Consider the following 23,945-nt stretch of genomic DNA (forward strand, 5'->3'; position numbering starts at 1 on the left):
ATATAGATAAGTTATGATGATAAAGCCCTACTTCTGTATACCTGTAATTGGGCTGCTGTTTTACTTTTTCCCGGCAGTAGCGCAGGATAACATCTATGGACCTGGTCACATTTACTATAATAATATCAGGTCTGTAAAACTGAATCAGTCCGGCGATCAGACAGCTTTCCCCCTTATTTCACTGAGTGGGGATGCCGTGGATCTTACATTTGATGATCTGGATGCGGATGTCAAGAACTACTATTATACATTACAGTTGTGTAATGCAGACTGGACCCCTGCCAATATAAATCAGCTGGAATACCTGAGAGGATTTTCTGAGAACAGGATTACGAATTATAAATTTTCCAGTATAGCGCTGGTCCGATATACACATTATGAACTGTCGTTGCCGAATGCGAATTGCACGCCTACAAAGGCGGGCAATTACCTGCTGAAGGTATACCTGGATAGCGATACGTCGCAGCTGGCATTTACAAAGCGATTGCTGGTGGTGAGTAATAAAGGAGGATTGAGTGGTGTAATACAGCAACCGGTATCGCCAAAGGTGTTCAAGACGAATCAGAAGGTGAATTTTACGGTGAGTACAGGTGGGTTGAATGTGGTGAATCCTTTTGATCAGCTAAAGGTGGTGATCTTGCAGAACTACAGGTGGGATATTCCAATACTGAATCCCAAGCCGATGTTTATAAAGGGAAATACGATTGAGTATAATGCGGAGATGGATTGTCAGTTTCCGGCAGGGAAGGAGTGGAGATGGATTGATCTGAGGAGTTTCCGGTTGCAGACGGAACGTGTGAAGAAGTCAGATTATCACCCCGATGGTACGGATGTGTATGTGATGCCGGATTATCCAAGGGGGAATACGATGTATTCTTACGTGAAGGATTATAACGGTATGTACTTTTTAGCGACGATTGATAATTATGATCCGTTTTATGAAGCGGATTATGGAACGGTACATTTTACTTATGCTGCGCCGGAGCCGTATGCGGGGTTTGATCTGTACCTGATAGGTGAGTTGACAAATTATGAGTACAATGATGCGAGTAAGATGGTATATAACCCGCAGACGAGGGCTTATGAGGGAACGATGTTTTTGAAGCAGGGATTTTATAATTATGAATATGCGTTGCTGGATACGAGGGATCCGGATGCGAGGCCGAGTACGACAGAGACAGAAGGAGATTGGTGGGAGACGGAGAATAATTATACTATTCTGTTGTATTATAGAGACCTGGGAGGGAGGTATGATGAGTTGGTGAGTACGGTGACGTTGAATTCGAGATTGAATAGATAAAGCAAAAACGCTTTCGCCATAGACGAAAGCGTTTTTTGTTTGAGCCATGGCCGGCGGCCAGCTTATTAAATTTACTGCACGGTTTGTCTTAATTTCACAATATTCGCCGCACCCCTCTTTATAATAATTCTCGTACCTCTGTCATAAGTAAAATATCTATAAAACCAGTTTGTAAACACCACCAGCTTGTTCCTGAATCCCAATAAGCTCATCAGGTGCACCAGCATCCACACGATCCATGCAAAGTACCCACTGATCTTCATACCAAAAAACTCAGCAATCGCTTTATTACGACCAATGGTCGCCATGCTGCCGAGGTCTTTATACTTAAATGGCTTGATAGCAGATTTTTGTCCCTTGGCAATATACCTGATATTGTGCGCCACATTCACTCCTTGCTGAATCGCTACCTGTGCTACCATTGGATAGCCTTTAGGAAAGCGTTCCGGATCATTCACCATCTGTGCGATATCGCCTACGGCATAGATATTTTCATATCCTTTTACCACGTTGAATTCATCCACAATGATGCGTCCGGCGGGAGCGATAATATCTGTAGGAATACCGGTTACAGGTACGCCTTTTACACCTGCCGCCCACAGCAGAGATTTACTTTGCAGTTTTTCTCCATTGCTAAGGGTAAGGGTTTCCCCATCATACTCTTTTACAAATGTATTGAGGATGACATTCACACCCAGTTTGTGTAAGCCGTCCAACGCTTTCTGGGAAGATTGCTCACTAAAGCCATTCAATACCCGTGGGCTACCTTCCACCAGGTAGATCTTCATGAGGGATACCGGCAGTTCTGGGTAATCCTTTGGCATAATGTACTTGCGTAATTCTGCAAATGCACCAGCCAGTTCCACGCCAGTAGGGCCTCCACCCACCATAACGAAGTTCAGTTTCGACTGAATTTCTGCAGGGTCGGAAAGCAGCAGGCTTTCTTCGAATTGTTTGATCACGTAGTTACGGATCTGTACGGCTTCGATGAGAGATTTCATACCAATAGCATGTTGTTCAATCGCTTTGTTGCCAAAGAAATTGGTGGTGCTACCGGTGGCGAAGATCAGGTAATCGTAGTGCAGTTCGCCGATACCGGTTTCCAGTATATTGTCGGCAGGGCGTACACCTGTTACTTCCGCCATACGGAAGTAGAAGTTTTTCTGGTTTTTGAAGATGCCGCGAAGGGGGAAAGCAATGCTATCCGTTTCGAGGCCGGCAGTTGATACCTGGTATAGTAAAGGCTGGAATAGGTGATAGTTGTTCCTGTCAAGCAGGACCACCTGAACTGGAGCTTCTTTCAATTGTTTAGCCAGATTAATACCTCCAAAACCTCCTCCAACAATAACAACACGGGGTAAACCTAAATCTGGAACATTCGGCTGAATCATAAAAACATCATTTAGCGATCAATGAAATATAGTAGAAGAAATCTGTGCCAATTAGATATGGCACTATGTTTTTAAACGCCGGAGTTTATAAATGCATATCAAAGTTATAAAACTTTCAGAAAAAAATGAAAGTTATATGCAAAAAAATCCCCGATGCATTGCTACACCGGGGAGTATATACCATCTAAAAAAGTATCTGCTACATTTTCTTGGCGTCTTCCAGGAACTTAGCCAGGCCGATGTCAGTCAGCGGGTGTTTCAGCAGACCCAGGATTGAATCGAGTGGGCAGGTACAGATATCAGCACCAGCTTCAGCACATTTTACAATGTGGAGTGCGTTGCGGATACTAGCTGCAAGGATTTCAGTTTTGAACCCCTGGATGCTGTAAATCTGAGCGATCTGAGCGATCAGTTCTACGCCGTCCCATGCGGAATCATCGATACGACCGATGAATGGAGATACGAAAGTAGCACCGGCTTTAGCAGCCAGGATAGCCTGACCTGCAGAGAATACCAATGTACAGTTTGTTCTTATACCATTGTCAGTGAAGTATTTCAGTGCTTTTACACCATCCTTGATCATTGGAACTTTCACCACGATGTTGGGGTGAATAGCCGCCAGTTTCTTACCTTCTTCGACCATTGATTTGAAATCGGTAGAAAGTACTTCTGCGCTGATAGGACCGTCTACGAGTTCGCAGATGTCAGCGTAATGTTTCAGGATATTTGCTTCACCTTTGATACCTTCTTTCGCCATCAGGGAAGGGTTGGTGGTTACGCCGTCGAGCACGCCCAGGTCGTGTGCTTCTTTAATCTGTGCCAGATTTGCTGTATCTATGAAGAATTTCATGGTGAAATGTATTTAGTATGATTTTGTAATGAATTCAACGAAGTAAGTTATGCAACAATTCACATATTGTCAAGCATAACGTATTGCAAATATAGACCCATACTGTTAAGATGAATCTTAAATTTGAAATCAATAAATAAAAAGCTGAAGATTACTGGGTCATACCACACAGGCCATTCGTATGAAGAGAATAGTGACAATCAGCTATTGACGAGCGCCTGATGACCTGGAATAAAAAAGATAAAAAAAGGCAAGGTACTTACATCGCACCGCTACAACCGCCTACCCTTGCTACATTCCTGTCCTGGGGGAGTTCAGCAGGAGCTGGTCGTATAAGCCTTGCCGGCTGCAAATGTAGAACAATTGCATTAACTTCCAAACATATTTTAAAAGATTCTATGAAAATCTTAAAAAATGCAGTATTTTGAAGAATATAAAATCGGGGTTCGGGACGATAATTGTCGACGTAGTTATATGTTTGAGGCCAACTAATCAGCATTTTATTTCTTTAATTTTTTTAATGAGTATCCCTATCAGGTATTTTTTTAAAAAAATACACACCACATTATATAGATTTAAAAAAGAATATTTATTTTGTTTAAAATTAACCTTTCACCTAAAAATTAACTAACCTCATGGAAACAACTTACGACGGCGGCGGCATTAGCAGCATCTTTGCCATATTTGGAATAGGATACTTCATTTTTATGTTGGCGCTTTCTGTTTTTTCAATCATTGTTTATTGGAAAGTATTTGAAAAAGCAGGTCAGCCTGGTTGGGCGATATTTGTTCCTATTTATAGTTTTATTGTATATCTCCGTATCATCGGTAAACCATGGACATGGGTTTTCCTGATTTTCACGCCTGCTGTTATCGTAGGTGCTTTCATCGTATGGATTAATGGTTCTATGGCCATGGCCAGAAGTTTTGGCAAAGACACTATGTTTGGTCTTGGCCTCATGTTCCTGGCACCTGTCTTCTACGCGATCATTGCATTCGACAAGACCATCCAATATGTAGGGCCCAATGGTATTCCTACAGAAGATCTGGACAGCCAGATCGGCAGCATTGGAAAGCCAGCACTGTAACAGTTTTTTGTTGTTTTTCTGCCATATTGATCTGCTGCCGGTTGCTCACAGGACCGGCAGTTTTTTTAATTGCTATGACTTATGAACACATATCAAGGAGAGGACATTTTAAAGGAATTCGATAATGAAGTGACGATCCCCGACTCAGTAGACATGGGCATCAGATTTGTTAATCTGATAATTGACTGGTTGTTGTCGATGGTTTTCCTGTTAGCCACTGCATTTTGTTTGGGCATTGTACTGGGGCTGACAGTTCCCAACTTTAGTTATTGGATTATTGAAAATAGAGGGTTGTTCAAATTTCTGAGTTATGTATTCGCTTATACGGTCTGGCCGCTTTACTTTGTTTTGCAGGAAGGGCTTTTAAAGGGACGAACAATTGGGAAATTGATTACAGGTACTGTTGCTATCCGCCTGGACGGTCAGCCACTTTCATGGGGAAACGTATTCGGCAGAGCTTATGCCCGCATCGTTCCGTTTGAGATGTTTTCAGGCTTCGGCACTCCATGGCATGACAGCTGGACTGCAACGACCGTTGTTAAAAAAGCTGACTTAGTGACAATGTAATTTTTACCGGGTTGTATAGTAGTTGTAATCATTCAGCACGGTCTCCAGGAACTGGTAATGATCCATCTCTGTTTCGATCACCAACACTTCTTTTACTCTCGCTGATACCCTGGCTATCAGGTCCTGATTACCAGACTTGATAGCCTGGTCCATCAATACCTTGATCTTATTCATATCTCTGTCAGACAAGCGAAGGATCTGTGGAAAGTGAGGCTCGTAGTTGAGCGAAGACATATCCCGGTAAATGGTATCCTGTATACTGGTTTTGTTCTTTGTATTCACTACTATTGTACCGGCTACCACATCGCCCAGTCGCTGGTCATAACGGGAACGAACCATGGAGATAATAGGAATAGCACCATTCAGGAACAGGAATCCCCAGGGTGTTTCGATCATACGGAACATCCAGCGGATCAGGTGCTGGCTGATACTTGGCTTACCTCCATTCAGACTCCTGACCTTCAGGCCTAACATCATTTTTCCGGGAGATTGTCCGTTCATCGTAATCTCAAACAAAAGATAATAGAGCGACACCGGGAGCAAACAAAAGAGAATGTACATCACTGTTTCAGTATTGCCGGACAGGTGCATCCTGTTAAACGTTACATAGATAGCAATGATAAATGCCAACCGGATGAGAACGTCAATAAACCATGCCAGAAACCGCATCATAATGTTGGCAGTTTCAAATTCCAGCTCTATATTGAAGGATGTAGGTATTTTTACATTAGCCATGTACAAATTTACTAATTAATGTATATGTTTGTTATAATGGATAACCCATGCGTGAGACTACTTTTATAAAGAAAAATTTACCCCGCTGGAAAAAGTACCAGGAGGAACCAACCGAGGATCCGGATGAGATGGCTGCACGGTTCACCAGTTTGCTGGATGACCTTGCGTACGCCAAAACATTTTATAGTTTCAGCAAGGTCACAGGTTACATTAACAGTTTGGCGGCAGACATCTACCAGCGGATCTATGGAAACCGCCAGGAAAAGGACGGCCGTTTTCAGCGATTCTTTTTGTATGAGTTACCCCTGATCTTCCGTAAATATCATCGATTATTATTATTCACCGCTATATTTTTTCTGTTATTCTGTGTAATGAGCGCATTTTCTGCCGCCCGCGACGAAACTTTTGTAAGAGGAGTGCTGGGCGATGAGTATGTGAGCATGACGGAAAGAAATATCAGTAACGGGGACCCATTTGGTGTGTATGGTAATGGAAATGAGCTGGTTATGTTCATGACGATTGCCTACAACAATATCAGGGTGGCGATCATGTGTTTTATGGGAGGGATATTTATGGGTATTGGCACCTTATACATCCTCATGTCCAATGGGGTGATGCTGGGAGCTTTTCAATATTTATTTTTTGCCAAAGGGCTGGGGTTGAAGTCGGTGCTGGTGATCTGGATTCACGGTACGCTGGAAATTTCTTCCATCGTTATCACAGGTGCCGCAGGTCTCGTGATGGTAAGTGGCCTGATCTTTCCGGGTACGCGCAAGCGGCTGGATGCCTTGAAAAAAACAGCCAGGGATGCGGTCAAGATGATGATCAGCCTGATCCCGGTATTCCTCACCGCTGCATTCCTGGAAGGTTTTGTGACCCGGCATACCAAAATGCCCATGTTTGCAAGTGTAAGTATCTTGTCCCTGTCCCTGATATTTATAGTAGGTTATTTTGTGGTATACCCGATATATGTATACCGCAGGGGATTCAGACTGGATGAAGCCGGCAAAGTTATAAAACCTGTGAAATGAGGGAAGGATTGAAAGCATTATTAATCGCATTATTACTATTGCCCTGTAGCCTGTTTGCACAGGATACAGGGGTAAGTATTATGGAAGCTCCTGTTCCACAGGTAACTGCAGATATTGATACCGTGGTGGCCCTGAATACAGCTCCATACCTGTATGACGAAGCAATACCTATGGATGCAGATACCATAGATGACTATGACGAAGCATCTGCCCTGCTGATCCGAAAATTGCCAACCGAGGTAAAGGATAAATTCAACAAAGACAAAGAACTGGTATATCACCAGAAACCTCCTAAAAAACCATCCAACTTTAATTTCAAATGGCTGGAGGCTATTTTTATTGGGATTGCATACCTCTTCAAAGCTTTCTGGTGGCTCATCGTCATCGCCATTCTGGCTGCAATGGGGGTGGCTATTTTCGTATACCTCCGCAGAAACGGTTATGTGTTTAAGTGGAGTAAAACGGAGAATGATAATAAGGAGGATATACAGCTGGTAGAAGAAGAGCATGACGCGAGTGGATACGAAAGTCATATTCAGCAGGCAATTGCAGAAGGGAAGCTCAGGCTGGCAGTGCGCCTTATGTACCTGCAGACAATACGGGTACTGGCCGATAAAGAAATTATTGTGTATAGTAAGGAGAAAACAAATGCTGCTTACCTGCGTAGCTTGTCGCAAACCCAGTGGCATAAATCTTTTGCACGACTGACTGTGGATTATGAATATATATGGTACGGTGAAGTGCCTGTGAATGGTGAACAATTCAGCACTATTCAGGGGCAGTTCAAACAATTTATGAACGAATTAGGCTATATCCGGTGAAAAGAACAATAGGAATAATCATCGCTTCTGTATTCTTGCTATTGTTCGTGGTAGCAATAATAGCTTCCAATATGCAGTCGTTATCACGGGATGAGGACCTGCACCTGGAAAAGCAGACATTTTCTTATAAGGATAAAAATCCGGGGGGCTGCTATGTGATGTTCGAATCTCTGCCATCCTTTTACGATGGCGAACATCCCAATGTAGTTTCCAAACCATTTGCTGCCACTGCTAAGAAAGACATTAATCTCAGAACCGGGGAAGGTATTCTTTACTACCTGGTGGCAAACAGGCTGTTTACCACAGCAGAAGATGTGGATTCCATGATTGAGTTTGTGAACAGGGGCAACCAGCTTTTTGTAGCAGCCACTGATCTGGACAGTACCTTTATAAGCAGGTTATATACCAGGGTGTCGAACAACACTAATTTTTTTGCAAAACCAGGTGCCGAAGAGCACTATGTGAACCATGCACTGCCGCCTGATACTGTATATGCCCGGGATTCAATTGCAGGGGGCCGTTACTTTACCCTGCTGGATACGGCAAGGACTACGATATTGGGTACAGACAGTCATTTCAGGGCCAATTTTGTAAAGATCAATGTCGGAAAGGGACAGGTCTTTTTGCTGCTGCAACCTTCTATTCTGACCAACTACTTCCTGATGTATAAACACAATCTTGGTTCACTTGAAAAACTGGCGGCTTACACCTATGGTTATTCCACCGTGTACTGGGATGAATTTTATAAATATCACCAGTATCCACAGGAAGGAGAATTTAGTCAGTGGAGTGTGCTGATGCGCTATCCTTCCCTGCGCTGGGCATTGTGGCTGCTGGTATTGCTCTTGCTGCTGTATGCCCTTTTTGAAAGTAAAAGAAGACAACGGATTATTCCTGACAAAGTAGTGTTGACAAATAACTCGCTGGAATTCGTAGAAGCGCTGGGGCAGTTATACTATCAACAGCATGACAACGTGAACCTGGCGAGAAAGATCATCATGCAATGGCTGGAATTTATCCGCACAAAATATTATCTGAATACAAATACGATCGACGACGACTTTATACGTCGTTTATCACATAAAGCAGGTATGCCGCTGGCAGAAGTAGAAGCGATCATTGACAGTATTCACTTTATACAGCTGGCGGATAAAATCACAGATACATACCTGAAGGAGTTTTACAGTAAAATACAGGCGTTTTATTTAAATACTAAATAATGGAGGAAACTACATTTCATCCCCGTACAGATTTTTATGCATTGCACCAGGGTGTAGCTGCTATACGGGAACAGATAGGAAAAGTAATTGTCGGTCAGCACGAAATGGTGGAACTGCTCATCACCGGTTTGCTGACACAGGGACATGTACTGATCGAAGGAGTACCCGGAGTAGCAAAGACGCTGACCGCAAAACTGCTGGCCAGAAGTATCGATGCAGATTTTTCCAGGTTACAGTTCACACCTGATATTATGCCTGCCGATGTGTTAGGTACCTCAGTATTCAATCCTGAATCGAGGAACTTCGAATATAAACGAGGACCGGTTTTCAGCAACCTGGTACTGATTGATGAGATCAACCGTGCCCCTGCCAAGACACAGGCGGCCCTGTTCGAGGTGATGGAAGAAAAACAGATCACCAACGATGGTATCACGCATCCATTGCCTGCGCCATTCATGGTTGTCGCTACCCAGAACCCCATTGAACAGGAAGGAACTTATCGCCTGCCTGAAGCACAGCTGGACCGTTTTCTTTTTAAGATCGAAGTGAAATATCCTTCATTGAACGAAGAGATCACTATGCTGCAGGCTATGCACCAGTTCAATGGGCTGACAGACCTGACTAAAATGGTGGATAAAGTGGTGACAGCCAGCCAGATCATCGAATTCCAGGCACTTGTGAGGAAAGTACATATTGAAGATAAACTGCTGCACTACATTGCAGCACTGATCCAGGAAACCCGTGTGAATGCTTCCCTGTACCTGGGTGCATCTCCACGTGCTTCTATCGCGGTGATGAATTGTGCAAAAGCAACTGCGGCCATTAACAACCGTGATTTCGTAACGCCGGATGATATTGTGAACATGCTGCCACATGTATTGCGTCACCGCATTATGCTGACACCTGAGCGTGAAATGGAAGGCATCACAACCGATGAAGTGATCGCCCAGATCATCAAAGCTGTAGAAGTACCGAGGTAATATGAAGAAAACATTTCTGGCATTATTCTTTACCACCCGCCTGTATACGATTATAGGTGCACTGGCACTGTTCTTTATACTGGCTTATTTTTTCCCGGTGTTATACCCGGTGGCTTTGTTCCTGGTAGCGGGGCTGGGGTTATTGTGGCTGGTCGATTTGTTCTTCCTGTTTACCGCAGGTCCTGATCCGTTTCCTGTATCCAGGGTTATGGGGCAGCGCTTTAGTAATGGAGATGACAATACCATTCGTCTGCATGTAAAAAATAACTTTCGTTTTCCTGTGTTTGTCACTATACTGGATGAATTACCTTTTCAATTCCAGCTGAGAGATTTCAGGCAGAAAACAATGTTGAAACCCGGAGAATCGAAAGTGGTGGAATACTTGCTGCGTCCGGTGGAGAGAGGAGAATACCAGTTTGGCGATACGAATTCATTTGTAAAAAGTCCGATCGGGCTGGTGCAAAGACGTATTATAAAAGCCGGTGCGGAAACGGTGAAAGTATATCCTTCATTTTTGCAGTTGCGCAATTTTGAGTTGTATACATTCGATGATCGTGTGGGAGAGATGGGGGTACATAAAAAGAAGATGATTGGCCAGAGTATGGAATTTGATCATATTAAAGAATATGTGCGTGGCGATGATGTGAGAAGAGTGAACTGGAAAGCCACAGCGCGCAGAGGTGGATTGATGATAAATAACTATGTGGAAGAGAAGTCGCAGCAGATCTATTGTGTGATTGATAAAGGGAGGGCGATGAAGATGCCCTTTGAAGGTATGACATTGCTGGATTATGCCATCAATTCTTCGCTGGTGTTCAGCAATATCGCTTTGCAGAAAGGGGATAAGGCGGGACTGGTCACGCTGATGGAGCAGGATGTAGATGTATTGCCGGCGAGCAGTAAGAAAGTACAGCTGAATAAAATTCTGGATACCCTGTATGCACAGGAAACGCAGTGGCAGGAGAGTGACTATGAAAAGCTGGTGGTAACACTGCGTAGTCATTTCAACCAACGCTCCCTGCTGATATTGTTTACAAACTTTGAGTCATTGTCCGCCTTGCAGAGACAGATGCCTTACCTGCGCCGGTTGTCAAAATATCATTTGTTGCTGGTGGTATTTTTTGAGAATACAGAATTAAAGAAAATCACCCAGGAAACGCCTACAGCAGTAGAAGACATTTACAGACAGGTGATTGCGCAGAAGTTTGCTTATGAGAAGAAGCAAATGGTGCGTGAGCTGGCGCAGTTCGGGATCCTTTCCCTGTTGACTACGCCGCAGCAGTTGAGTTTGCACCTGATCAACAAATACCTGGAGCTGAAATCACGCTCACTCATTTAATTTTTTTACAGGAATAGTGGTGAGTGCCTTGAGGCGCTCATCATTTTTGTATGTGGCTGTCGCATTTACAGATTGTATATCCATTTCATTGTTGTTAATCAGCAGATCCTGCCCCAATAATTTCCCATTACTTACTTCGAAAAAGACGGCGCTGGTATCCAAAGGGAATATTCTACCAGAGCTATAGATCCCTTCTACATTCAGATAATAATGGAAACCCCTTTTCAGGCTGTCGGCATAATGGTGAAACCGGATGCTGTCCAGCTTGGGGAGTACGATGTCCGCTGTCATAGACTGGGGAACGTCGGCGCTGGTAATGGTCAGCTGGATGGTGTAATCCTGGCTGATGAGGGATTTTCTGTCCAATAATAAGTAGCCATTCTGAAAGGTACCGCTGTTGGGGACTACCTTGATGCGGTTCCAGTTGTAATTTCCGCGGAGGAAACCGGGGGTGGTTCTTATTTCGCCGTTGGCGAATGCGATATAGAGGCCGATGGGGATTTTGTTATAGAGTTCGGGGAGGGAGGAGGAGTCGTAGACGGCTTTGATGGATGTAACTTCCTTTTGCTGGCCGGCGGCCAACAGGGTAATAAGGGTGGATAAAATGGTGAGGAATGATTTCATAGGGGAAAGGTATAAAAAATCGTTCCAAATAGGGTGTAGCTTCGATGTAGCTATAGTGCTATAAGGGTACTAAAAGGGCACTAAAAGGGCACTTCATTATCCCGGGGATATTGAGGTGCCCTTTTGGTGACGAATTGGTGACGTAGTTATGACGAAGAGGCATCGAAGAAGCATCGTCGAAGAAGCGACCTACTCAAGGTGGACCTGAGGTGGACTTATATATGGTATTGGATTGATTTTTAGATAGTTGCGCTGATATTCTTTCCAGCGTCCAGGGCAAGCTTTGTTTCCTGCATCAGGTTGTGAACAATTTCTTCAATAGAGCTGATTTCTTTTACGAGTTCTACGCTCTGGCCGGCGGACCATAATTGTTGATAATTCCCGGGTTTTACGGCCTGTTCCAGTTTTTTCATCCCCCTGAGTTGTACGAGCATTTTGAAGTATTTGCGGGTACGGGCGTTGTTATTGAGGAGTTTTTCGAACCAGTTTTGTGTATAACCGATTTTCTGGGCGGTGGGGGTATTAATGATATTGCAGGGGGTACCGGAGAGGCGTTCAGTAAGTACGATGTCGTCCATGCCGTATTGGAGAATGGCGTTTTTGTATTCGTCGCTCACGGAGGCTTCGTGGCTGGCAATAAACCGGGTACCGATAGATACGCCGTCGGCACCGAGCAGGAGGGCGCTGGCTATCTGGGTGCCATGGGCAATGCCACCAGCGGCAACGAGTATTTTGCCTGGAAAGTGTTCCTTCAGGGAGGGCACCAGTACATGCATAGGGTAGGGGCCTGCATGGCCACCGGCGCCTGCGGTAACGGCGATAAAGCCATCGCAGCCTGCCTGTGCTGCTTTTTCCGCATGGGCCAGGTTCGTCACATCACAGAGCACTGTGGCGCCATAGCTATGAGCGGCGGCAATGACTTCTTTGGGACTACCGAGGGAGGTGATATAGAGTGGGACTTTGGATTCGGCACAGACCTGGAGGTGTTTGGAATAGAGCGGGTTGGTCTTTTGGACGATGAGGTTCACGCCATAGGTACCTTGTGGGGCCTGGGTGCGGTGAGCGTTCAGTCTGTCGAGGACATCCTTGAGTTCACCTTCGCGGCGGTAATTGAGGGAGGGGAAGGTACCGGCAATACCATTGTCCATAGCAGATCTGACCATAGCTTCATTACTTACCAGAAACATGGGAGCCATGATCACCGGGTACCGGATGGCCAGCGTTGAGGTTAATTTCATGCGTGTGTATTTATATGCTAGCTGGCTGTTTTCTGCCGTGCGACGTACTTACCCAGGATATCGAATTCCAGGTTGATGATACTGCCGGCATGAACAGCTGATATATTAGTATGTTCGTAGGTATATGGAATGACAGCGATGGTGAATTCAGTGTTGGTAACATTGAAAACAGTCAGGCTGATACCATTGAGGCAGATGGAGCCTTTTTCCACGATAAGACCAGCGAACTGGGCCGGGAAGCGGAAGCGGTATTCCCAGCTACCATTTTGCGGGGTGCAGGAGAGGCATTCGCCGGTGGCGTCTACATGGCCCTGCACAATGTGCCCGTCTATGCGGCCATTGAAGAGCATGGCTCTTTCCAGATTTACTTTCTGACCTGGAGTAAGCAGGCCGATATTGCTTTTCTGGAGGGTTTCGGCAACGGCTACGATCTGGTAGATATCTTTGTCAATGTGGGTAACTGTGAGGCAAACTCCATTGTGGGCGATGCTTTGGTCTACTTTCAATTCGGGAGTGAGGGAGGAGCTGATGGAGATGACCATATTGCTGCCTTCCTTTTTTGTAGCTATAACTTCGCCTAGTGATTCTATTATTCCTGTAAACATGGAACGAAATTATGGAAAAAAGCGGAGGTGAAAGCTGACGAAAGGCACCCATAAAATTCAAACAATAGTTTGTTTTTTTAGAATTAAATGGTTTATCTTTGCCTTCCTGAAAAAAAGAGGTATTTATTATGTTAATTATCGATTCTAAAGATTGCGAAAATATTGACAAGGCGCTCAAGAAGTACAAAAAGAAATTTGAGAAAGCGCGTATACTGTTACAACTGAGAACTCGTCAATCTTTCACAAAACCTTCTGTTAAGCGTCGTACCCAGGTGTTGAAAGCTGTTTACAAACAGCAGTTGGCTACTGGTAAATTTGACGTTTAATATCTAATTACGGATAATTCCAACGCAAAATATGTGATGATTGTAAGGTTTTTAATAACTTTACAATCATCAATTTTTTTGTGTTGAGCGACGTATTACCCGCAGTAGTAGACCGTTTCCTGGCTTATATTCAGCTTGAAAAGCGCTATTCCGCGCATACCTATGCTGCTTACCAGCAGGATCTTATCCAGTTTTTTACATTTTTACAATCCCAATATGGCGATGTGTCACTTTCTGACATATCGCATTCCTATGTCCGTACCTGGCTGGTCACTTTAATCGACCAGGGTATGATTGCGAAGACTGTAACCCGCAAAGTTTCTTCACTTAAGTCATTTTTCAAATATGCATTGCAGCAGGGGGAAATTACCCAAACCCCTATGACGAAGGTATCGGTGCCTAAATTAGGTAGCAGGGTACCACATTTTATTGAAGAAAAGGGGATGCAGGCTATTGAAGACAATCGAAGTATGAGGAAGGGGACGGAAGATAAACCTATATTTTCGGATGATCTGAAGGGAAAGACCCATAGGATGATATTTGAGTTGTTGTATCATACAGGGATACGGTTGTCGGAGTTGATAGGGTTGCAGGTCAGGCATGTTGATATATCCCGGTTGACGATTAAAGTGCTTGGAAAGGGGAATAAGGAGCGGATTATACCGATTAGCCCGTTATTGGGGCAGCAAATAGGGGAGTATAAGGATATAAAGAGGAAGGAGCTGGCGGAATTTGATATGGAAGTGTTACTCGTAAATCCGGAATCGGGTCGTAAATTATATCCAAAGTATGTCTATAATGTGGTGCGGCATTATCTCACTGCCCACCAGATCACCACGATCAGTCAGAAAAGTCCGCATACGCTGCGGCACACGTTTGCAACACATTTAATGAACAATGGGGCGGATCTGAACGCAGTGAAAGAGTTGTTGGGTCATGCAAGCCTGGCTTCGACGCAGGTGTATACGCATAATACTATTGAGAAGTTGAAGGAGGCGTATAAAAAGGCGCATCCAAAGGGATAGTATGGCGGCGAAAGGCATTGCATTTTCCCAAAAGCGTACATTTCTCCTAAATTAAATAGGGAACCCCTTATCTTTTGCCAAAGGCAAATGCAATTCCCCAATATGGGAAAATTCGTTACTTATATATTAACAAAATATTACTAAATGGTTATGATAATAACCACTTAATTCGCTAAATTAGTAATGAGTTCTTTGTATGTTGTTTTCATTAGTCGTTACACTCTCATGCCATTAAAAATAATTGATTGAAAGCCTATGACGTAATGTTACGAGCATGTACAAGATTGTTAAAACTAAAAAAAATTTAGTGCTATGAACGTTCAAATTCAAACTGTGCATTTTGATGCGGATTCCAAATTGATTGATCATGTGAGCAAAAAAGTCGCAAAGCTCAATACTTATTATGACAGGATCATCAGTGTGGAAGTTTTTCTAAAGTTGGATGGAATAGCCCATCAAATCAAGGATAAAGTAGCCGAGATAAAAGTGCACATTCCGCGCCAGGACTTATTTGTAAAGCACGAAAGCAAATCCTTCGAAGAATCTTTTGACCTCGCATTTGACTCCGTTGTTAACCAGATTAAGCGTACTAAGGAGAAAAAACTTCAGTAAAATCTTAAAAATATTTTGGAATTAATAATCTGTTTACTACCTTTGCCATCCCGATCGAAAAAAGGGATCGGGCAAAGGTAGTAAAGTTCTTTACTGTAGGGCATTTTAGCCAATACGATCAGGTACGAAAAAAAAGTACTAAGTGCTGAAAAAAAAGATTTTGAGAATAACAAAATACTATTATTTTTGCACCCTCTTAAGACAGCAACTAAGAAGCAGATAAAGCAACTAAAAAGCGCTTAAGAAAAGTACTCAAGATATAAATACTTGGTATGCCAGCATAGCTCAGTTGGCCAGAGCTACTGATTTGTAATCAGTGGGTCGGGGGTTCGAATCCCTCTGCTGGCTCCGGAGGAAATCCGAAGCAAACAAAATAAAGTAAGTCCCGCAACGGATGAAGAGGTTTGTGGAAGTTTTTCAGGAGTAAAGAATGGGCAGGTTCCAGAGCGGCCAAATGGGGCGGACTGTAAATCCGCTGACTACGTCTTCACAGGTTCGAATCCTGTCCTGCCCACAAAGTGCAAATGTTCCGCCTTTGCCTAATAGCAATGGCGGAACAATTTTGTTAAGAGGAGAAGCTGAAGTGTGAGAGCGCCATAGCAATTAAAGAGTTCTTTCTGATATTATTTTAACAAATGCGGGAGTAGCTCAGTTGGTAGAGCGACAGCCTTCCAAGCTGTAGGTCGCGGGTTCGAACCTCGTCTCCCGCTCATAGTTAATTGCGAATTTGCTTCGTGATGGCCTTGAGCGGTAAGTTTTGCAGAAATATTACACTGTATCCGTTCAGGTAAAAAATCTCCAAAGCTTTATGAATATTGTTCGTCGTTCAAACTGGTTTTTTCAGAACCAGCAGGTTTGATGGGCAATAAAAGTTCTTTAAAAGTAATTAGTATGCTGTTGTAGCTCAGGGGTAGAGCACTTCCTTGGTAAGGAAGAGGTCGTGAGTTCAATTCTCATCAACAGCTCAAACGGATTCATTCAATAGTCCGGAATCCAACATTTCGTTGTAGCTCAGTGGAAGAGCGGTTTCCGGTAAATGTGCCGGTAATGGTCATGAGTTCAATTCTCATCAACGGTACAAGTTTGTAAAACCGTTTTAACAAAACACAATCAATACAATCTTTACAAACCATCTAAAAAAAATACAATGGCAAAAGAAACCTTTAAGCGGGATAAACCCCACGTAAACATTGGTACCATCGGCCACGTTGACCACGGTAAAACTACCTTAACTGCTGCCATTACAAATATTTTGGCAAGCAAGGGTCTGGCTGAGAAGAAAGGATATGATGAAATTGATGCCGCACCTGAAGAAAAGGAAAGAGGTATTACCATCAACACTGCACACGTAGAATACCAGACTGCAAGTCGTCACTATGCGCACGTTGACTGTCCAGGTCACGCTGACTATGTGAAGAACATGATCACTGGTGCTGCGCAGATGGACGGTGCTATCCTGGTGGTTGCTGCTACAGATGGTCCAATGCCACAAACTAAAGAACACATCCTGCTCGCTCGTCAGGTAGGTGTACCTCGTATCGTTGTTTTCATGAACAAAGTTGACCTGGTAGACGATCCTGAACTGCTGGAACTGGTAGAACTGGAAATCCGCGAGCTGCTGAGCAAATATAACTACGATGGTGACAACACTCCAATCATCAAGGGTTCCGCTACAGGTGCTCTGGCTGGTGAAGAGAAATGGGTTGCTGCTGTAGAAGAGCTGATGAACTCTGTAGATGAGTACATTCCGCTGCCTCCTCGCCCAGTTGATATGCCTTTCCTGATGTCTGTAGAAGACGTTTTCTCTATCACAGGTCGTGGTACCGTTGCAACCGGTCGTATCGAACGTGGTCGTATCAAGGTGGGTGAACCAGTTGAAATCGTTGGTCTGATCGAAAAACCTCTTACTTCTACCTGTACAGGTGTTGAAATGTTTAAGAAATTACTCGACGAAGGTGAAGCTGGTGACAACGCTGGTCTGCTGCTCCGTGGTATTGAAAAGAAAGATATCCGTCGTGGTATGGTTATCACTAAACCAGGTACTATCACTCCGCACACCGATTTCAAATGTGAAGTATACGTACTGAGCAAAGAAGAAGGTGGCCGTCACACTCCATTCTTCCAGAAATACCGTCCTCAGTTCTACTTCCGTACTACGGATGTAACTGGTGAGGTTGAACTGCCAGCTGGTGTTGAAATGGTTATGCCAGGTGATAACATCGGTCTCGTGGTTAAGCTGATCGCTCCAATCGCTATGGAAAAAGGTCTGAAATTCGCTATCCGCGAAGGTGGACGTACCGTAGGTGCTGGTCAGGTTACTGAAATCATCAAGTAATCACTTTTTTCAGCATAAAAGCCATTAGCAATTCGCAAATTGCTAGCCGGTAATCAGATTTTTTAGTAAATTCGATTTCGGTGTGACATAAGCAAACTGCTAATGGCTTTATACACGGGCATAGTTCAATGGTAGAATAGAGGTCTCCAAAACCTTTGATCAGGGTTCGAATCCTTGTGCCCGTGCAGTGTAAAATTGGTGAAAAGTGAAAGGTGAATTGTGAATTTCATTCGCCATTCGCTTTTCACCTTTCATGTTTTCAAACGGTTAATTTTAAACCAATGAACAAGCTCAGAAACTATTTCCGGGAATCCTATCATGAACTGGTGCATAAAGTATCCTGGCCTAGCTGGCAGGAACTACAGTCCTCTACAATGGTTGTTCTAATCGCTACCGTGGTAATTACCCTTGTTGTATGGGGAATGGATGCCCTTTCTAACCTGGTGTTAACACAGTATTATAAAATGTTCTAATGATGATAGAAGCATCCAATAACCCTGCAGAAGAAACAAATGTTCCGACCCAGGATACCAAATGGTATGTACTGAGAGTGGTGAGTGGAAAAGAAAAGAAGGTGAAAGAATACCTGGATATTGAGGTGCGCCGTTCCGATTGGGGAAATGTGATCACTCAGATCTTCTTACCTGTTGAGAAAGTGTATAAAGTACAGGCCGGTAAGAAAGTGATGCGCGAAAAGAACTTTTATCCCGGATATGTGATGATTGAAGCTATAGATGGTAAAATGAGTGACGAAGTCATCCAATCCATCCGCAACGTGTCCGGTGTGATTCACTTCCTTGGTAAAGAAAAGCCGATCGCTCTGCGTAAAGCTGAAGTAAATAAAATGTTAGGTAAGGTCGATGAACTGTCTGATAACGGACTGACCATGAGCGAACCTTTCATCGTTGGTGAAACTATCAAGATTATCGACGGACCATTCAATGACTTTAATGGTATTATTGAAGAGGTGATCGAAGATAAGAAGAAGTTGAAGGTGACAGTAAAGATCTTTGGTCGCGCTACACCAGTGGAGTTGAACTTTATGCAGGTAGAAAAAATAAGCTAAAGATTTTAGGTTTTTTAATAGGAGCCGTTCCGAAAGGGGCGGCTTTTTTTTGTTTATAAGAATTTAAAGTGATTTTAAGAGGTTTTGGCACCTATGGCGCCACCATCTTTTAATCCTATTATAATGCCAATTCCCTCCCCACCCCGGTACTTATCGGTACCTTTGCCATGTGAAGATACTACTGATAGAAGATGAGCCCAAAGTCGCCGCTTTCATCAAAAAAGGACTGGAAGAAGACCAACACCAGGTGGAAGTAGCTTACGATGGCGAAATCGGGCATAAAGCAATCATGCAGCACGATTACGATGTGATCATCATGGATGTGATGCTCCCCTACATGAACGGCCTGCAATTGAGCAAAAGCATCCGTGAACAAGGCATCCGTACCCCCGTGCTCATGCTCACTGCCCTCAATACTACCCCCGACATCGTAGATGGCCTCAACTCCGGCGCAGACGACTACCTCGCCAAACCATTTCACTTCAGTGAACTCCTGGCCAGAACAAACGCCCTGCACCGCCGTACCGCCGACTTCAAAGCCGCTACCACCAAACTCACCTTCATGGACCTCATCCTGGACCTGGACACCAAAACAGCCACCCGGGAAAACAAAGAAATCATCCTCACCGCCAAGGAATACGCTTTGTTAGAACTCTTCATGAATAACTGCAATAAAGTCCTCTCCCGCGCATACATCGCCCAAACTGTATGGGGACTGGACTTCGACAGCGGTACCAACACTATTGATGTATATATCAACTACCTCCGCAATAAAATTGAAAAAGGATTTTCTGGCGATCGCTTAATTCACACCGTAGTCGGCATGGGGTACGTGATGAAGATGAAATAAGTGAGATTAAAATATAATTGAAAAAGGATTCTCAGGCGACCGCTTAATACACACCGTAGTCGGCATGGGATACGTGATGAAGATGAAATAAACGTGATTATGAAGATACGTCACCGACTGGCATTGCAGTTTACCGTTCTATCAGGTTGCATCCTGCTGGTCATTTTCGTGCTCGTATACCTCCTGTTGCAAAACTATGTGAATAACACCTTTTTTAGCCAGCTGGAAGACCGTGCCCTCATCACTGCACAGGTATTCCTGGAAAAAGATGAACTGGCCAAAAAGAAGTGGAAAGACATCGAAAAGAAATACATACAGACCATCCCCGGCGAAGATGGTATGATCTACGATGAAGAAAACCAACCTGTATTTATTGAACCCGGTGCCCTCCACATACCACCTGCCGTTATCCAGGCAGTTCGCTACCATAAAAAGTACCGTTTCCATTATAAAGGTAAACCCGCTGTAGGGCTTTATTATTCAGACAACCAGGGGAACTTTGTCATTTTCGTCACCGCCGGCAACGAAGCGGGGCAGGCACAATTGATGCATAACCTCTGGATATTAGGGGGCACATTTGCACTCGGCATGCTCATGGTATTTGTAATCGGGCAGTGGTTCTCCTATCGTGCATTGCGCCCCATCAATTTCATTAACAGACAGGTAAAAAATATCCGGGCCTCTAACCTGCATGCCCGTGTGAAAAAGAGCCGTAATGAAGATGAAATCGATGAACTGGCCAGTAATTTTAATGACCTGCTGGAACACCTGGAAAAAGCATTTCACATGCAGCAATCCTTTGTCTCCAATGCATCGCATGAGTTACGTACACCATTGACAGCTATTATTACAGAGCTGGAAGTCATTCTCCAAAAACAAAGAAATCAGGAAGACTATATGAAAACATTGCGCTCTGTACTGGATGAATCAGCCAAACTGAAAACCATCACCAATGGACTGCTGGAGCTCACCCAGGCCGATAAAGATGCCCATGCAGGCAAAGAACATATCAGACTGGACGAACTGCTGTGGGACCTGCGGGAAGAATGGGCCGGAAAACATCCGGAACAGTTACTCAATATGCAGATGTTGCAATTGCCTGAAGATGCTACCAGACTGGAAATAACAGGGAACAGAGAGTTGCTGGTACTGGCTATCAAAAATATCATCAAGAATGCCTTTAAGTTCTCCGGCAATCAACCTGTGGATTGCACCCTGGATTGTCAGGAAGAGCAATTGTTAATAACAATCACGGATAGTGGAATCGGTATATCACCCGAAGATGCAGAACGTATTTTTATGCCACTCTTCAGGGCAAATAATGCACGTATCTATCCCGGTTTTGGCATCGGCTTATCGATGGCACAAAAGATCATCCAGGCACACAATGGACACATCAGTGTGAGCAGTGAACCCGGCGACGGCAGCACATTTAACGTTTCCTTCACGATTCACCATTAAATCTAATGGGTTTTTAATTTACCTCTAACGGCCCCCTAATAACAGCGTTGCAACTTTACATGCGTTAAAAATCTCTGAAACGATCATGTATTTGAAACGGGTATTATTCCTCTTCCTATATCTCGCAGCCATGCTGCCTGTAGCTGAAGCGCAGACAGATACTGTACGGTATGCGCTGCCGGATGCTGAAAAGGTTTTTCTTGAAAATAATCTGTCACTGCTGGCAGGGAAACTGGAAATCCCTATAGTAGAAGCAAAGATCCTGCAGGCAAGAGCATGGCCCAATCCCAACCTGTCTATCGGCGACATCCAGTTTTATACCAATGGTACGACCGCATCTGCGCCTCCGCTATTTGGTAATTTCTGGAGAGACAGAACATTCAGCGCACAACTGGAACAACTGATTTATACCGCACGCAAGCGAAAGAAAAATATTGACCTGGAATCCCGCAACAAAGACCTCGCGGCAAGCAATTTCATGGACTTGCTACAATCATTGAAAGCTGACTTCAGGCAAACAGAAGCCTCTTTACTATATCTGCAACAGATACAGGGCGATCAGTTATTTCAGTTAGGCGTTGTGAATACTTTATTAAGGGCACAAGAGGCCATGCTGAAGCAGGGAAATATTTCACAAACTGAAATGTACCGTATCAAAGCTTTACAGATCTCCCTGCACTCGGATATCAATGAAACACACGAAGACCTGACGGCACAGCAGGAACACCTGAAAAACTTACTGGCGCTGAACTCAAATGTGTACCTGGTATTGAACGATCCAATACCTACTTCAGATATGGTCACTGAATTGGAGCAACATCCTTTGCAGGAATTACTCACACAGGCTACACAACACAATGCTGGTATCATGGCCGCACAGCAACAAAAACAGGTGAGTGTAGCTGCATTGACTGTAGAAAAAGCAAACAGGGTGCCTGACCTGAGCCTCAATGTAAATTATGACAGAGCAGGTAATGATCAGCTCAACTTTATGGGTGCCGGTGTCTCTATGGATCTGCCATTTTTCAACAGGAATAAAGGCAATATCAAAGCGGCACAACTGGCGGTACAACAAAGTGATCTGTTAGAGAAAAATAAGATCACAGAAGTGAATAATGCGGTGGTAAAAGAATGGACAGACCTGCACAAAGCGATTGGTTTGTATGAAAGTATTGACACCGACTACCTGGATAAACTCGATACTATGGTAGAAGGCATCAGCCGCAACTTCGTGAGCCGGAATATAAGTCTGCTGGAATTTCTTGATTTCTTCAGCTCATTCCGCGACAGCAGGCAGCAATACTATGCTGCAATCAGGAACATCAGTATGAAAAAGGCGACGCTTAATTACTTAACCGGAACGGAGCTATAAACAACGCATTATGTACCGTATATTTTACATAGGACTGGCCATGGTATTAATATCAGCCTGTCACAATTCTACCTCTACCGCTATCACCACTACGCAGGAGGAAAATACCTGCATTATTTCTCCCAGCCTGAAAAAGCTGATTCAGTTAACACCGCTGTCAGAGGCTCCGGTACACGGAGAGCTGGAACTGACCGGGAGTGTGAGTTATGATCAGGATCACCTGTACCATTATCAATCACTGGCCAGTGGTGTAGTAAGAGACGTGCGTTTTAACCTCGGTGATTATGTCACCAAAGGACAGGTATTGGCCGAAATAAAAACGACAGAATTAAGTGATCAATCTGCGGGGCTTCACAAAGCAGAAGCTGCGCTTGCACTGGCAGAAAGACAATTGAGAGCGACGACCAGTCTGCACGACGATGGCATTGCATCTGACAAGGAATTGCTGGAAGCACAGAATGAAGTGGCCGCAGATAATCTGGAAATTAACAGGATCAAGGAAACCCTCACTATACAGGGGGGCAGTGTGGATAAAGGGGTATTACTGATACATGCGCCTATGAGTGGTGATATAGTGGCGAAGAAAATGACTACCGGCTATCAGGTGAATGCGGGTGATGATGATCTGTTTATCATTTCTGACCTGAAGCGGGTGTGGGTCATGGCAAATGTATATGCGGCACAGTTAGGTATGGTGAAAGCGGGGCAGGAAGTAGCGATCAGTACCACTGCTTATCCGGGAAAAGTATTTACAGGCAGGATCGCCCGTCTTTCCAACATCTTTGATCCGGAAGAAAAAGTAATGAAAGCAGTGGTGGAAATTGACAATGCCAATCTGGAATTAAAGCCGGATATGATGGTGAGTGTGAATGTACATATGAGCACAAATGAACAGGCGCTGGCAGTGCCACTGGATGCCGTAATCTTTGATGATGATAACTACCATGTAATAGCTTATCACAGTGACTGCGATGTACGTGAACTGACCATTAATCCGCTGTCGCACGATAAGCAGTATTATTATGTGAAAGAGGATGTACTGCACAAAGGTGATACCATCATCAGTCGCAACCAGTTATTGATCTATAATCAGCTGAAAGGAAGATAGT

24 protein-coding genes, 6 tRNA genes and 1 other RNA gene are annotated in these 23,945 nt (G+C 44.0%); 24 read left to right on the forward strand and 7 right to left on the reverse strand.

What is annotated here, in order from left to right:
• Nucleotides 1-13 precede the first annotated feature (13 nt).
• Entirely contained in the window at nucleotides 14-1,300 is a 1,287-nt protein-coding gene (locus tag SIO70_RS09555) for a DUF5103 domain-containing protein (protein WP_320580653.1), read from the forward strand.
• Nucleotides 1,301-1,371: 71 nt separating this feature from the next.
• Here SIO70_RS09555 and SIO70_RS09560 read toward each other — a convergent pair whose 3' ends face one another.
• The 3 genes from SIO70_RS09560 to ffs all read right to left on the reverse strand — a co-directional run bounded on the left by SIO70_RS09560 (nucleotide 1,372) and on the right by ffs (nucleotide 3,886).
• Nucleotides 1,372-2,691: an NAD(P)/FAD-dependent oxidoreductase gene (locus SIO70_RS09560; protein WP_320580655.1), complete on the reverse strand. Its 1,320-nt coding sequence runs from the start codon at nucleotides 2,689-2,691 to the stop codon at nucleotides 1,372-1,374.
• Nucleotides 2,692-2,890: 199 nt separating this feature from the next.
• The gene (gene fsa, locus SIO70_RS09565; RefSeq protein ID WP_183285389.1) at nucleotides 2,891-3,541 is read right to left on the reverse strand and encodes a fructose-6-phosphate aldolase; all 651 of its coding nucleotides are present in this window, start codon (nucleotides 3,539-3,541) and stop codon (nucleotides 2,891-2,893) included.
• Between the two features lie 245 nt (nucleotides 3,542-3,786).
• Nucleotides 3,787-3,886, reverse strand: an RNA gene (gene ffs / locus SIO70_RS09570) — signal recognition particle sRNA small type.
• Between the two features lie 290 nt (nucleotides 3,887-4,176).
• Between ffs and SIO70_RS09575 the strand changes: the two genes are divergently transcribed.
• On the forward strand, nucleotides 4,177-4,629 hold the full coding sequence (locus SIO70_RS09575; protein WP_320580656.1) for a DUF5684 domain-containing protein: 453 nt from the start codon (nucleotides 4,177-4,179) through the stop codon (nucleotides 4,627-4,629).
• An 81-nt stretch (nucleotides 4,630-4,710) separates the two neighbouring features.
• On the forward strand, nucleotides 4,711-5,196 hold the full coding sequence (locus SIO70_RS09580; protein ID WP_320580657.1) for an RDD family protein: 486 nt from the start codon (nucleotides 4,711-4,713) through the stop codon (nucleotides 5,194-5,196).
• A gap of 3 nt (nucleotides 5,197-5,199) precedes the next feature.
• Here the strand turns inward: SIO70_RS09580 and SIO70_RS09585 are convergent, their stop codons facing one another.
• The gene (locus tag SIO70_RS09585; RefSeq protein WP_320580658.1) at nucleotides 5,200-5,931 is read right to left on the reverse strand and encodes an RDD family protein; all 732 of its coding nucleotides are present in this window, start codon (nucleotides 5,929-5,931) and stop codon (nucleotides 5,200-5,202) included.
• 47 nt (nucleotides 5,932-5,978) lie between these two features.
• Here SIO70_RS09585 and SIO70_RS09590 point away from each other — a divergent pair, with 47 nt between their 5' ends.
• The 5 genes from SIO70_RS09590 (at nucleotide 5,979) to SIO70_RS09610 (ending at nucleotide 11,322) form a co-directional block, all read left to right on the forward strand.
• Nucleotides 5,979-6,962 carry a stage II sporulation protein M gene (locus SIO70_RS09590; protein WP_083720916.1) on the forward strand — a complete coding sequence of 328 codons (984 nt, stop codon included), beginning with the start codon at nucleotides 5,979-5,981 and terminating at the stop codon, nucleotides 6,960-6,962.
• Nucleotides 6,959-7,783, forward strand: coding sequence for a DUF4129 domain-containing protein (locus SIO70_RS09595; RefSeq protein ID WP_320580659.1), 825 nt, complete (start codon nucleotides 6,959-6,961; stop codon nucleotides 7,781-7,783). Before SIO70_RS09590 ends, SIO70_RS09595 begins: the two co-directional genes overlap by 4 nt.
• A 71-nt stretch (nucleotides 7,784-7,854) precedes the next feature.
• Nucleotides 7,855-9,003: a DUF4350 domain-containing protein gene (locus SIO70_RS09600; protein ID WP_320580660.1), complete on the forward strand. Its 1,149-nt coding sequence runs from the start codon at nucleotides 7,855-7,857 to the stop codon at nucleotides 9,001-9,003.
• A complete protein-coding gene (locus SIO70_RS09605) occupies nucleotides 9,003-9,983 on the forward strand; it encodes a MoxR family ATPase (RefSeq protein WP_320580661.1) in 981 nt (326 codons plus the stop codon). Before SIO70_RS09600 ends, SIO70_RS09605 begins: the two co-directional genes overlap by 1 nt.
• A 1-nt stretch (nucleotide 9,984) precedes the next feature.
• Nucleotides 9,985-11,322, forward strand: a complete 1,338-nt coding sequence (locus SIO70_RS09610) for a DUF58 domain-containing protein (RefSeq protein ID WP_320580662.1) — start codon at nucleotides 9,985-9,987, stop codon at nucleotides 11,320-11,322.
• Here SIO70_RS09610 and SIO70_RS09615 read toward each other — a convergent pair.
• The 3 genes from SIO70_RS09615 to SIO70_RS09625 all read right to left on the reverse strand — a co-directional run bounded on the left by SIO70_RS09615 (nucleotide 11,311) and on the right by SIO70_RS09625 (nucleotide 13,789).
• On the reverse strand, nucleotides 11,311-11,946 hold the full coding sequence (locus SIO70_RS09615) for a hypothetical protein (RefSeq protein ID WP_320580663.1): 636 nt from the start codon (nucleotides 11,944-11,946) through the stop codon (nucleotides 11,311-11,313). The two genes, SIO70_RS09610 and SIO70_RS09615, sit on opposite strands and share 12 nt — an antisense overlap.
• Before the next feature lie 239 nt (nucleotides 11,947-12,185).
• Nucleotides 12,186-13,184: a nitronate monooxygenase gene (locus SIO70_RS09620; protein ID WP_320580664.1), complete on the reverse strand. Its 999-nt coding sequence runs from the start codon at nucleotides 13,182-13,184 to the stop codon at nucleotides 12,186-12,188.
• A gap of 17 nt (nucleotides 13,185-13,201) precedes the next feature.
• Nucleotides 13,202-13,789 (reverse strand): riboflavin synthase, encoded by a 588-nt coding sequence (locus SIO70_RS09625; RefSeq protein ID WP_320580665.1) that lies wholly within the window; start codon nucleotides 13,787-13,789, stop codon nucleotides 13,202-13,204.
• Between the two features lie 128 nt (nucleotides 13,790-13,917).
• Here SIO70_RS09625 and rpsU point away from each other — a divergent pair, with 128 nt between their 5' ends.
• From rpsU to SIO70_RS09705, 16 genes are all read left to right on the forward strand, one after another.
• Nucleotides 13,918-14,115, forward strand: coding sequence for a 30S ribosomal protein S21 (rpsU, locus tag SIO70_RS09630; protein ID WP_083720899.1), 198 nt, complete (start codon nucleotides 13,918-13,920; stop codon nucleotides 14,113-14,115).
• Nucleotides 14,116-14,195: 80 nt separating this feature from the next.
• Complete coding sequence (locus tag SIO70_RS09635) at nucleotides 14,196-15,140, forward strand: tyrosine-type recombinase/integrase (RefSeq protein ID WP_414017916.1); 945 nt, start codon at nucleotides 14,196-14,198, stop codon at nucleotides 15,138-15,140.
• A 312-nt stretch (nucleotides 15,141-15,452) separates the two neighbouring features.
• Nucleotides 15,453-15,752: a ribosome hibernation-promoting factor, HPF/YfiA family gene (gene hpf / locus SIO70_RS09640; protein WP_320580667.1), complete on the forward strand. Its 300-nt coding sequence runs from the start codon at nucleotides 15,453-15,455 to the stop codon at nucleotides 15,750-15,752.
• A gap of 274 nt (nucleotides 15,753-16,026) precedes the next feature.
• A tRNA-Thr gene (locus SIO70_RS09645) sits at nucleotides 16,027-16,100 on the forward strand.
• Nucleotides 16,101-16,184: 84 nt separating this feature from the next.
• A tRNA-Tyr gene (locus tag SIO70_RS09650) sits at nucleotides 16,185-16,266 on the forward strand.
• 123 nt (nucleotides 16,267-16,389) lie between these two features.
• Nucleotides 16,390-16,462, forward strand: a tRNA-Gly gene (locus SIO70_RS09655).
• A 183-nt stretch (nucleotides 16,463-16,645) separates the two neighbouring features.
• Nucleotides 16,646-16,717 (forward strand) — tRNA-Thr (locus tag SIO70_RS09660).
• 37 nt (nucleotides 16,718-16,754) lie between these two features.
• A tRNA-Tyr gene (locus SIO70_RS09665) sits at nucleotides 16,755-16,830 on the forward strand.
• Nucleotides 16,831-16,899: 69 nt separating this feature from the next.
• The gene (tuf, locus tag SIO70_RS09670; RefSeq protein ID WP_320580668.1) at nucleotides 16,900-18,087 is read left to right on the forward strand and encodes an elongation factor Tu; all 1,188 of its coding nucleotides are present in this window, start codon (nucleotides 16,900-16,902) and stop codon (nucleotides 18,085-18,087) included.
• A gap of 114 nt (nucleotides 18,088-18,201) precedes the next feature.
• Nucleotides 18,202-18,272, forward strand: a tRNA-Trp gene (locus tag SIO70_RS09675).
• 96 nt (nucleotides 18,273-18,368) lie between these two features.
• Nucleotides 18,369-18,560: a preprotein translocase subunit SecE gene (gene secE, locus SIO70_RS09680; RefSeq protein ID WP_083720891.1), complete on the forward strand. Its 192-nt coding sequence runs from the start codon at nucleotides 18,369-18,371 to the stop codon at nucleotides 18,558-18,560.
• On the forward strand, nucleotides 18,560-19,153 hold the full coding sequence (gene nusG / locus SIO70_RS09685; RefSeq protein WP_414017917.1) for a transcription termination/antitermination protein NusG: 594 nt from the start codon (nucleotides 18,560-18,562) through the stop codon (nucleotides 19,151-19,153). Before secE ends, nusG begins: the two co-directional genes overlap by 1 nt.
• 169 nt (nucleotides 19,154-19,322) lie before the next feature.
• Nucleotides 19,323-20,003 (forward strand): response regulator transcription factor, encoded by a 681-nt coding sequence (locus SIO70_RS09690; protein WP_320580669.1) that lies wholly within the window; start codon nucleotides 19,323-19,325, stop codon nucleotides 20,001-20,003.
• Nucleotides 20,004-20,102: 99 nt separating this feature from the next.
• Nucleotides 20,103-21,464, forward strand: coding sequence for a HAMP domain-containing sensor histidine kinase (locus SIO70_RS09695; RefSeq protein ID WP_320580670.1), 1,362 nt, complete (start codon nucleotides 20,103-20,105; stop codon nucleotides 21,462-21,464).
• 91 nt (nucleotides 21,465-21,555) lie between these two features.
• Nucleotides 21,556-22,836 (forward strand): TolC family protein, encoded by a 1,281-nt coding sequence (locus tag SIO70_RS09700; RefSeq protein WP_320580671.1) that lies wholly within the window; start codon nucleotides 21,556-21,558, stop codon nucleotides 22,834-22,836.
• Between the two features lie 10 nt (nucleotides 22,837-22,846).
• Nucleotides 22,847-23,944 carry an efflux RND transporter periplasmic adaptor subunit gene (locus tag SIO70_RS09705; protein WP_320580672.1) on the forward strand — a complete coding sequence of 366 codons (1,098 nt, stop codon included), beginning with the start codon at nucleotides 22,847-22,849 and terminating at the stop codon, nucleotides 23,942-23,944.
• Nucleotide 23,945: the final 1 nt, after the last annotated feature.

Source organism: Chitinophaga sancti, assembly GCF_034087045.1.
Lineage (GTDB): Bacteria > Bacteroidota > Bacteroidia > Chitinophagales > Chitinophagaceae > Chitinophaga > Chitinophaga sancti_B.

Coding starts and splice junctions, on each gene's coding strand:
- SIO70_RS09555 (WP_320580653.1), top strand. CDS start 14: ATGATGATAAAGCCCTACTTCTGTATACCTGTAATTGGGCTGCTGTTT.
- SIO70_RS09560 (WP_320580655.1), bottom strand. CDS start 2,691: ATGATTCAGCCGAATGTTCCAGATTTAGGTTTACCCCGTGTTGTTATT.
- fsa (WP_183285389.1), bottom strand. CDS start 3,541: ATGAAATTCTTCATAGATACAGCAAATCTGGCACAGATTAAAGAAGCA.
- SIO70_RS09575 (WP_320580656.1), top strand. CDS start 4,177: ATGGAAACAACTTACGACGGCGGCGGCATTAGCAGCATCTTTGCCATA.
- SIO70_RS09580 (WP_320580657.1), top strand. CDS start 4,711: ATGAACACATATCAAGGAGAGGACATTTTAAAGGAATTCGATAATGAA.
- SIO70_RS09585 (WP_320580658.1), bottom strand. CDS start 5,931: ATGGCTAATGTAAAAATACCTACATCCTTCAATATAGAGCTGGAATTT.
- SIO70_RS09590 (WP_083720916.1), top strand. CDS start 5,979: ATGCGTGAGACTACTTTTATAAAGAAAAATTTACCCCGCTGGAAAAAG.
- SIO70_RS09595 (WP_320580659.1), top strand. CDS start 6,959: ATGAGGGAAGGATTGAAAGCATTATTAATCGCATTATTACTATTGCCC.
- SIO70_RS09600 (WP_320580660.1), top strand. CDS start 7,855: ATGCAGTCGTTATCACGGGATGAGGACCTGCACCTGGAAAAGCAGACA.
- SIO70_RS09605 (WP_320580661.1), top strand. CDS start 9,003: ATGGAGGAAACTACATTTCATCCCCGTACAGATTTTTATGCATTGCAC.
- SIO70_RS09610 (WP_320580662.1), top strand. CDS start 9,985: ATGAAGAAAACATTTCTGGCATTATTCTTTACCACCCGCCTGTATACG.
- SIO70_RS09615 (WP_320580663.1), bottom strand. CDS start 11,946: ATGAAATCATTCCTCACCATTTTATCCACCCTTATTACCCTGTTGGCC.
- SIO70_RS09620 (WP_320580664.1), bottom strand. CDS start 13,184: ATGAAATTAACCTCAACGCTGGCCATCCGGTACCCGGTGATCATGGCT.
- SIO70_RS09625 (WP_320580665.1), bottom strand. CDS start 13,789: ATGTTTACAGGAATAATAGAATCACTAGGCGAAGTTATAGCTACAAAA.
- rpsU (WP_083720899.1), top strand. CDS start 13,918: ATGTTAATTATCGATTCTAAAGATTGCGAAAATATTGACAAGGCGCTC.
- hpf (WP_320580667.1), top strand. CDS start 15,453: ATGAACGTTCAAATTCAAACTGTGCATTTTGATGCGGATTCCAAATTG.
- tuf (WP_320580668.1), top strand. CDS start 16,900: ATGGCAAAAGAAACCTTTAAGCGGGATAAACCCCACGTAAACATTGGT.
- secE (WP_083720891.1), top strand. CDS start 18,369: ATGAACAAGCTCAGAAACTATTTCCGGGAATCCTATCATGAACTGGTG.
- nusG (WP_414017917.1), top strand. CDS start 18,560: ATGATGATAGAAGCATCCAATAACCCTGCAGAAGAAACAAATGTTCCG.
- SIO70_RS09695 (WP_320580670.1), top strand. CDS start 20,103: ATGAAGATACGTCACCGACTGGCATTGCAGTTTACCGTTCTATCAGGT.
- SIO70_RS09705 (WP_320580672.1), top strand. CDS start 22,847: ATGTACCGTATATTTTACATAGGACTGGCCATGGTATTAATATCAGCC.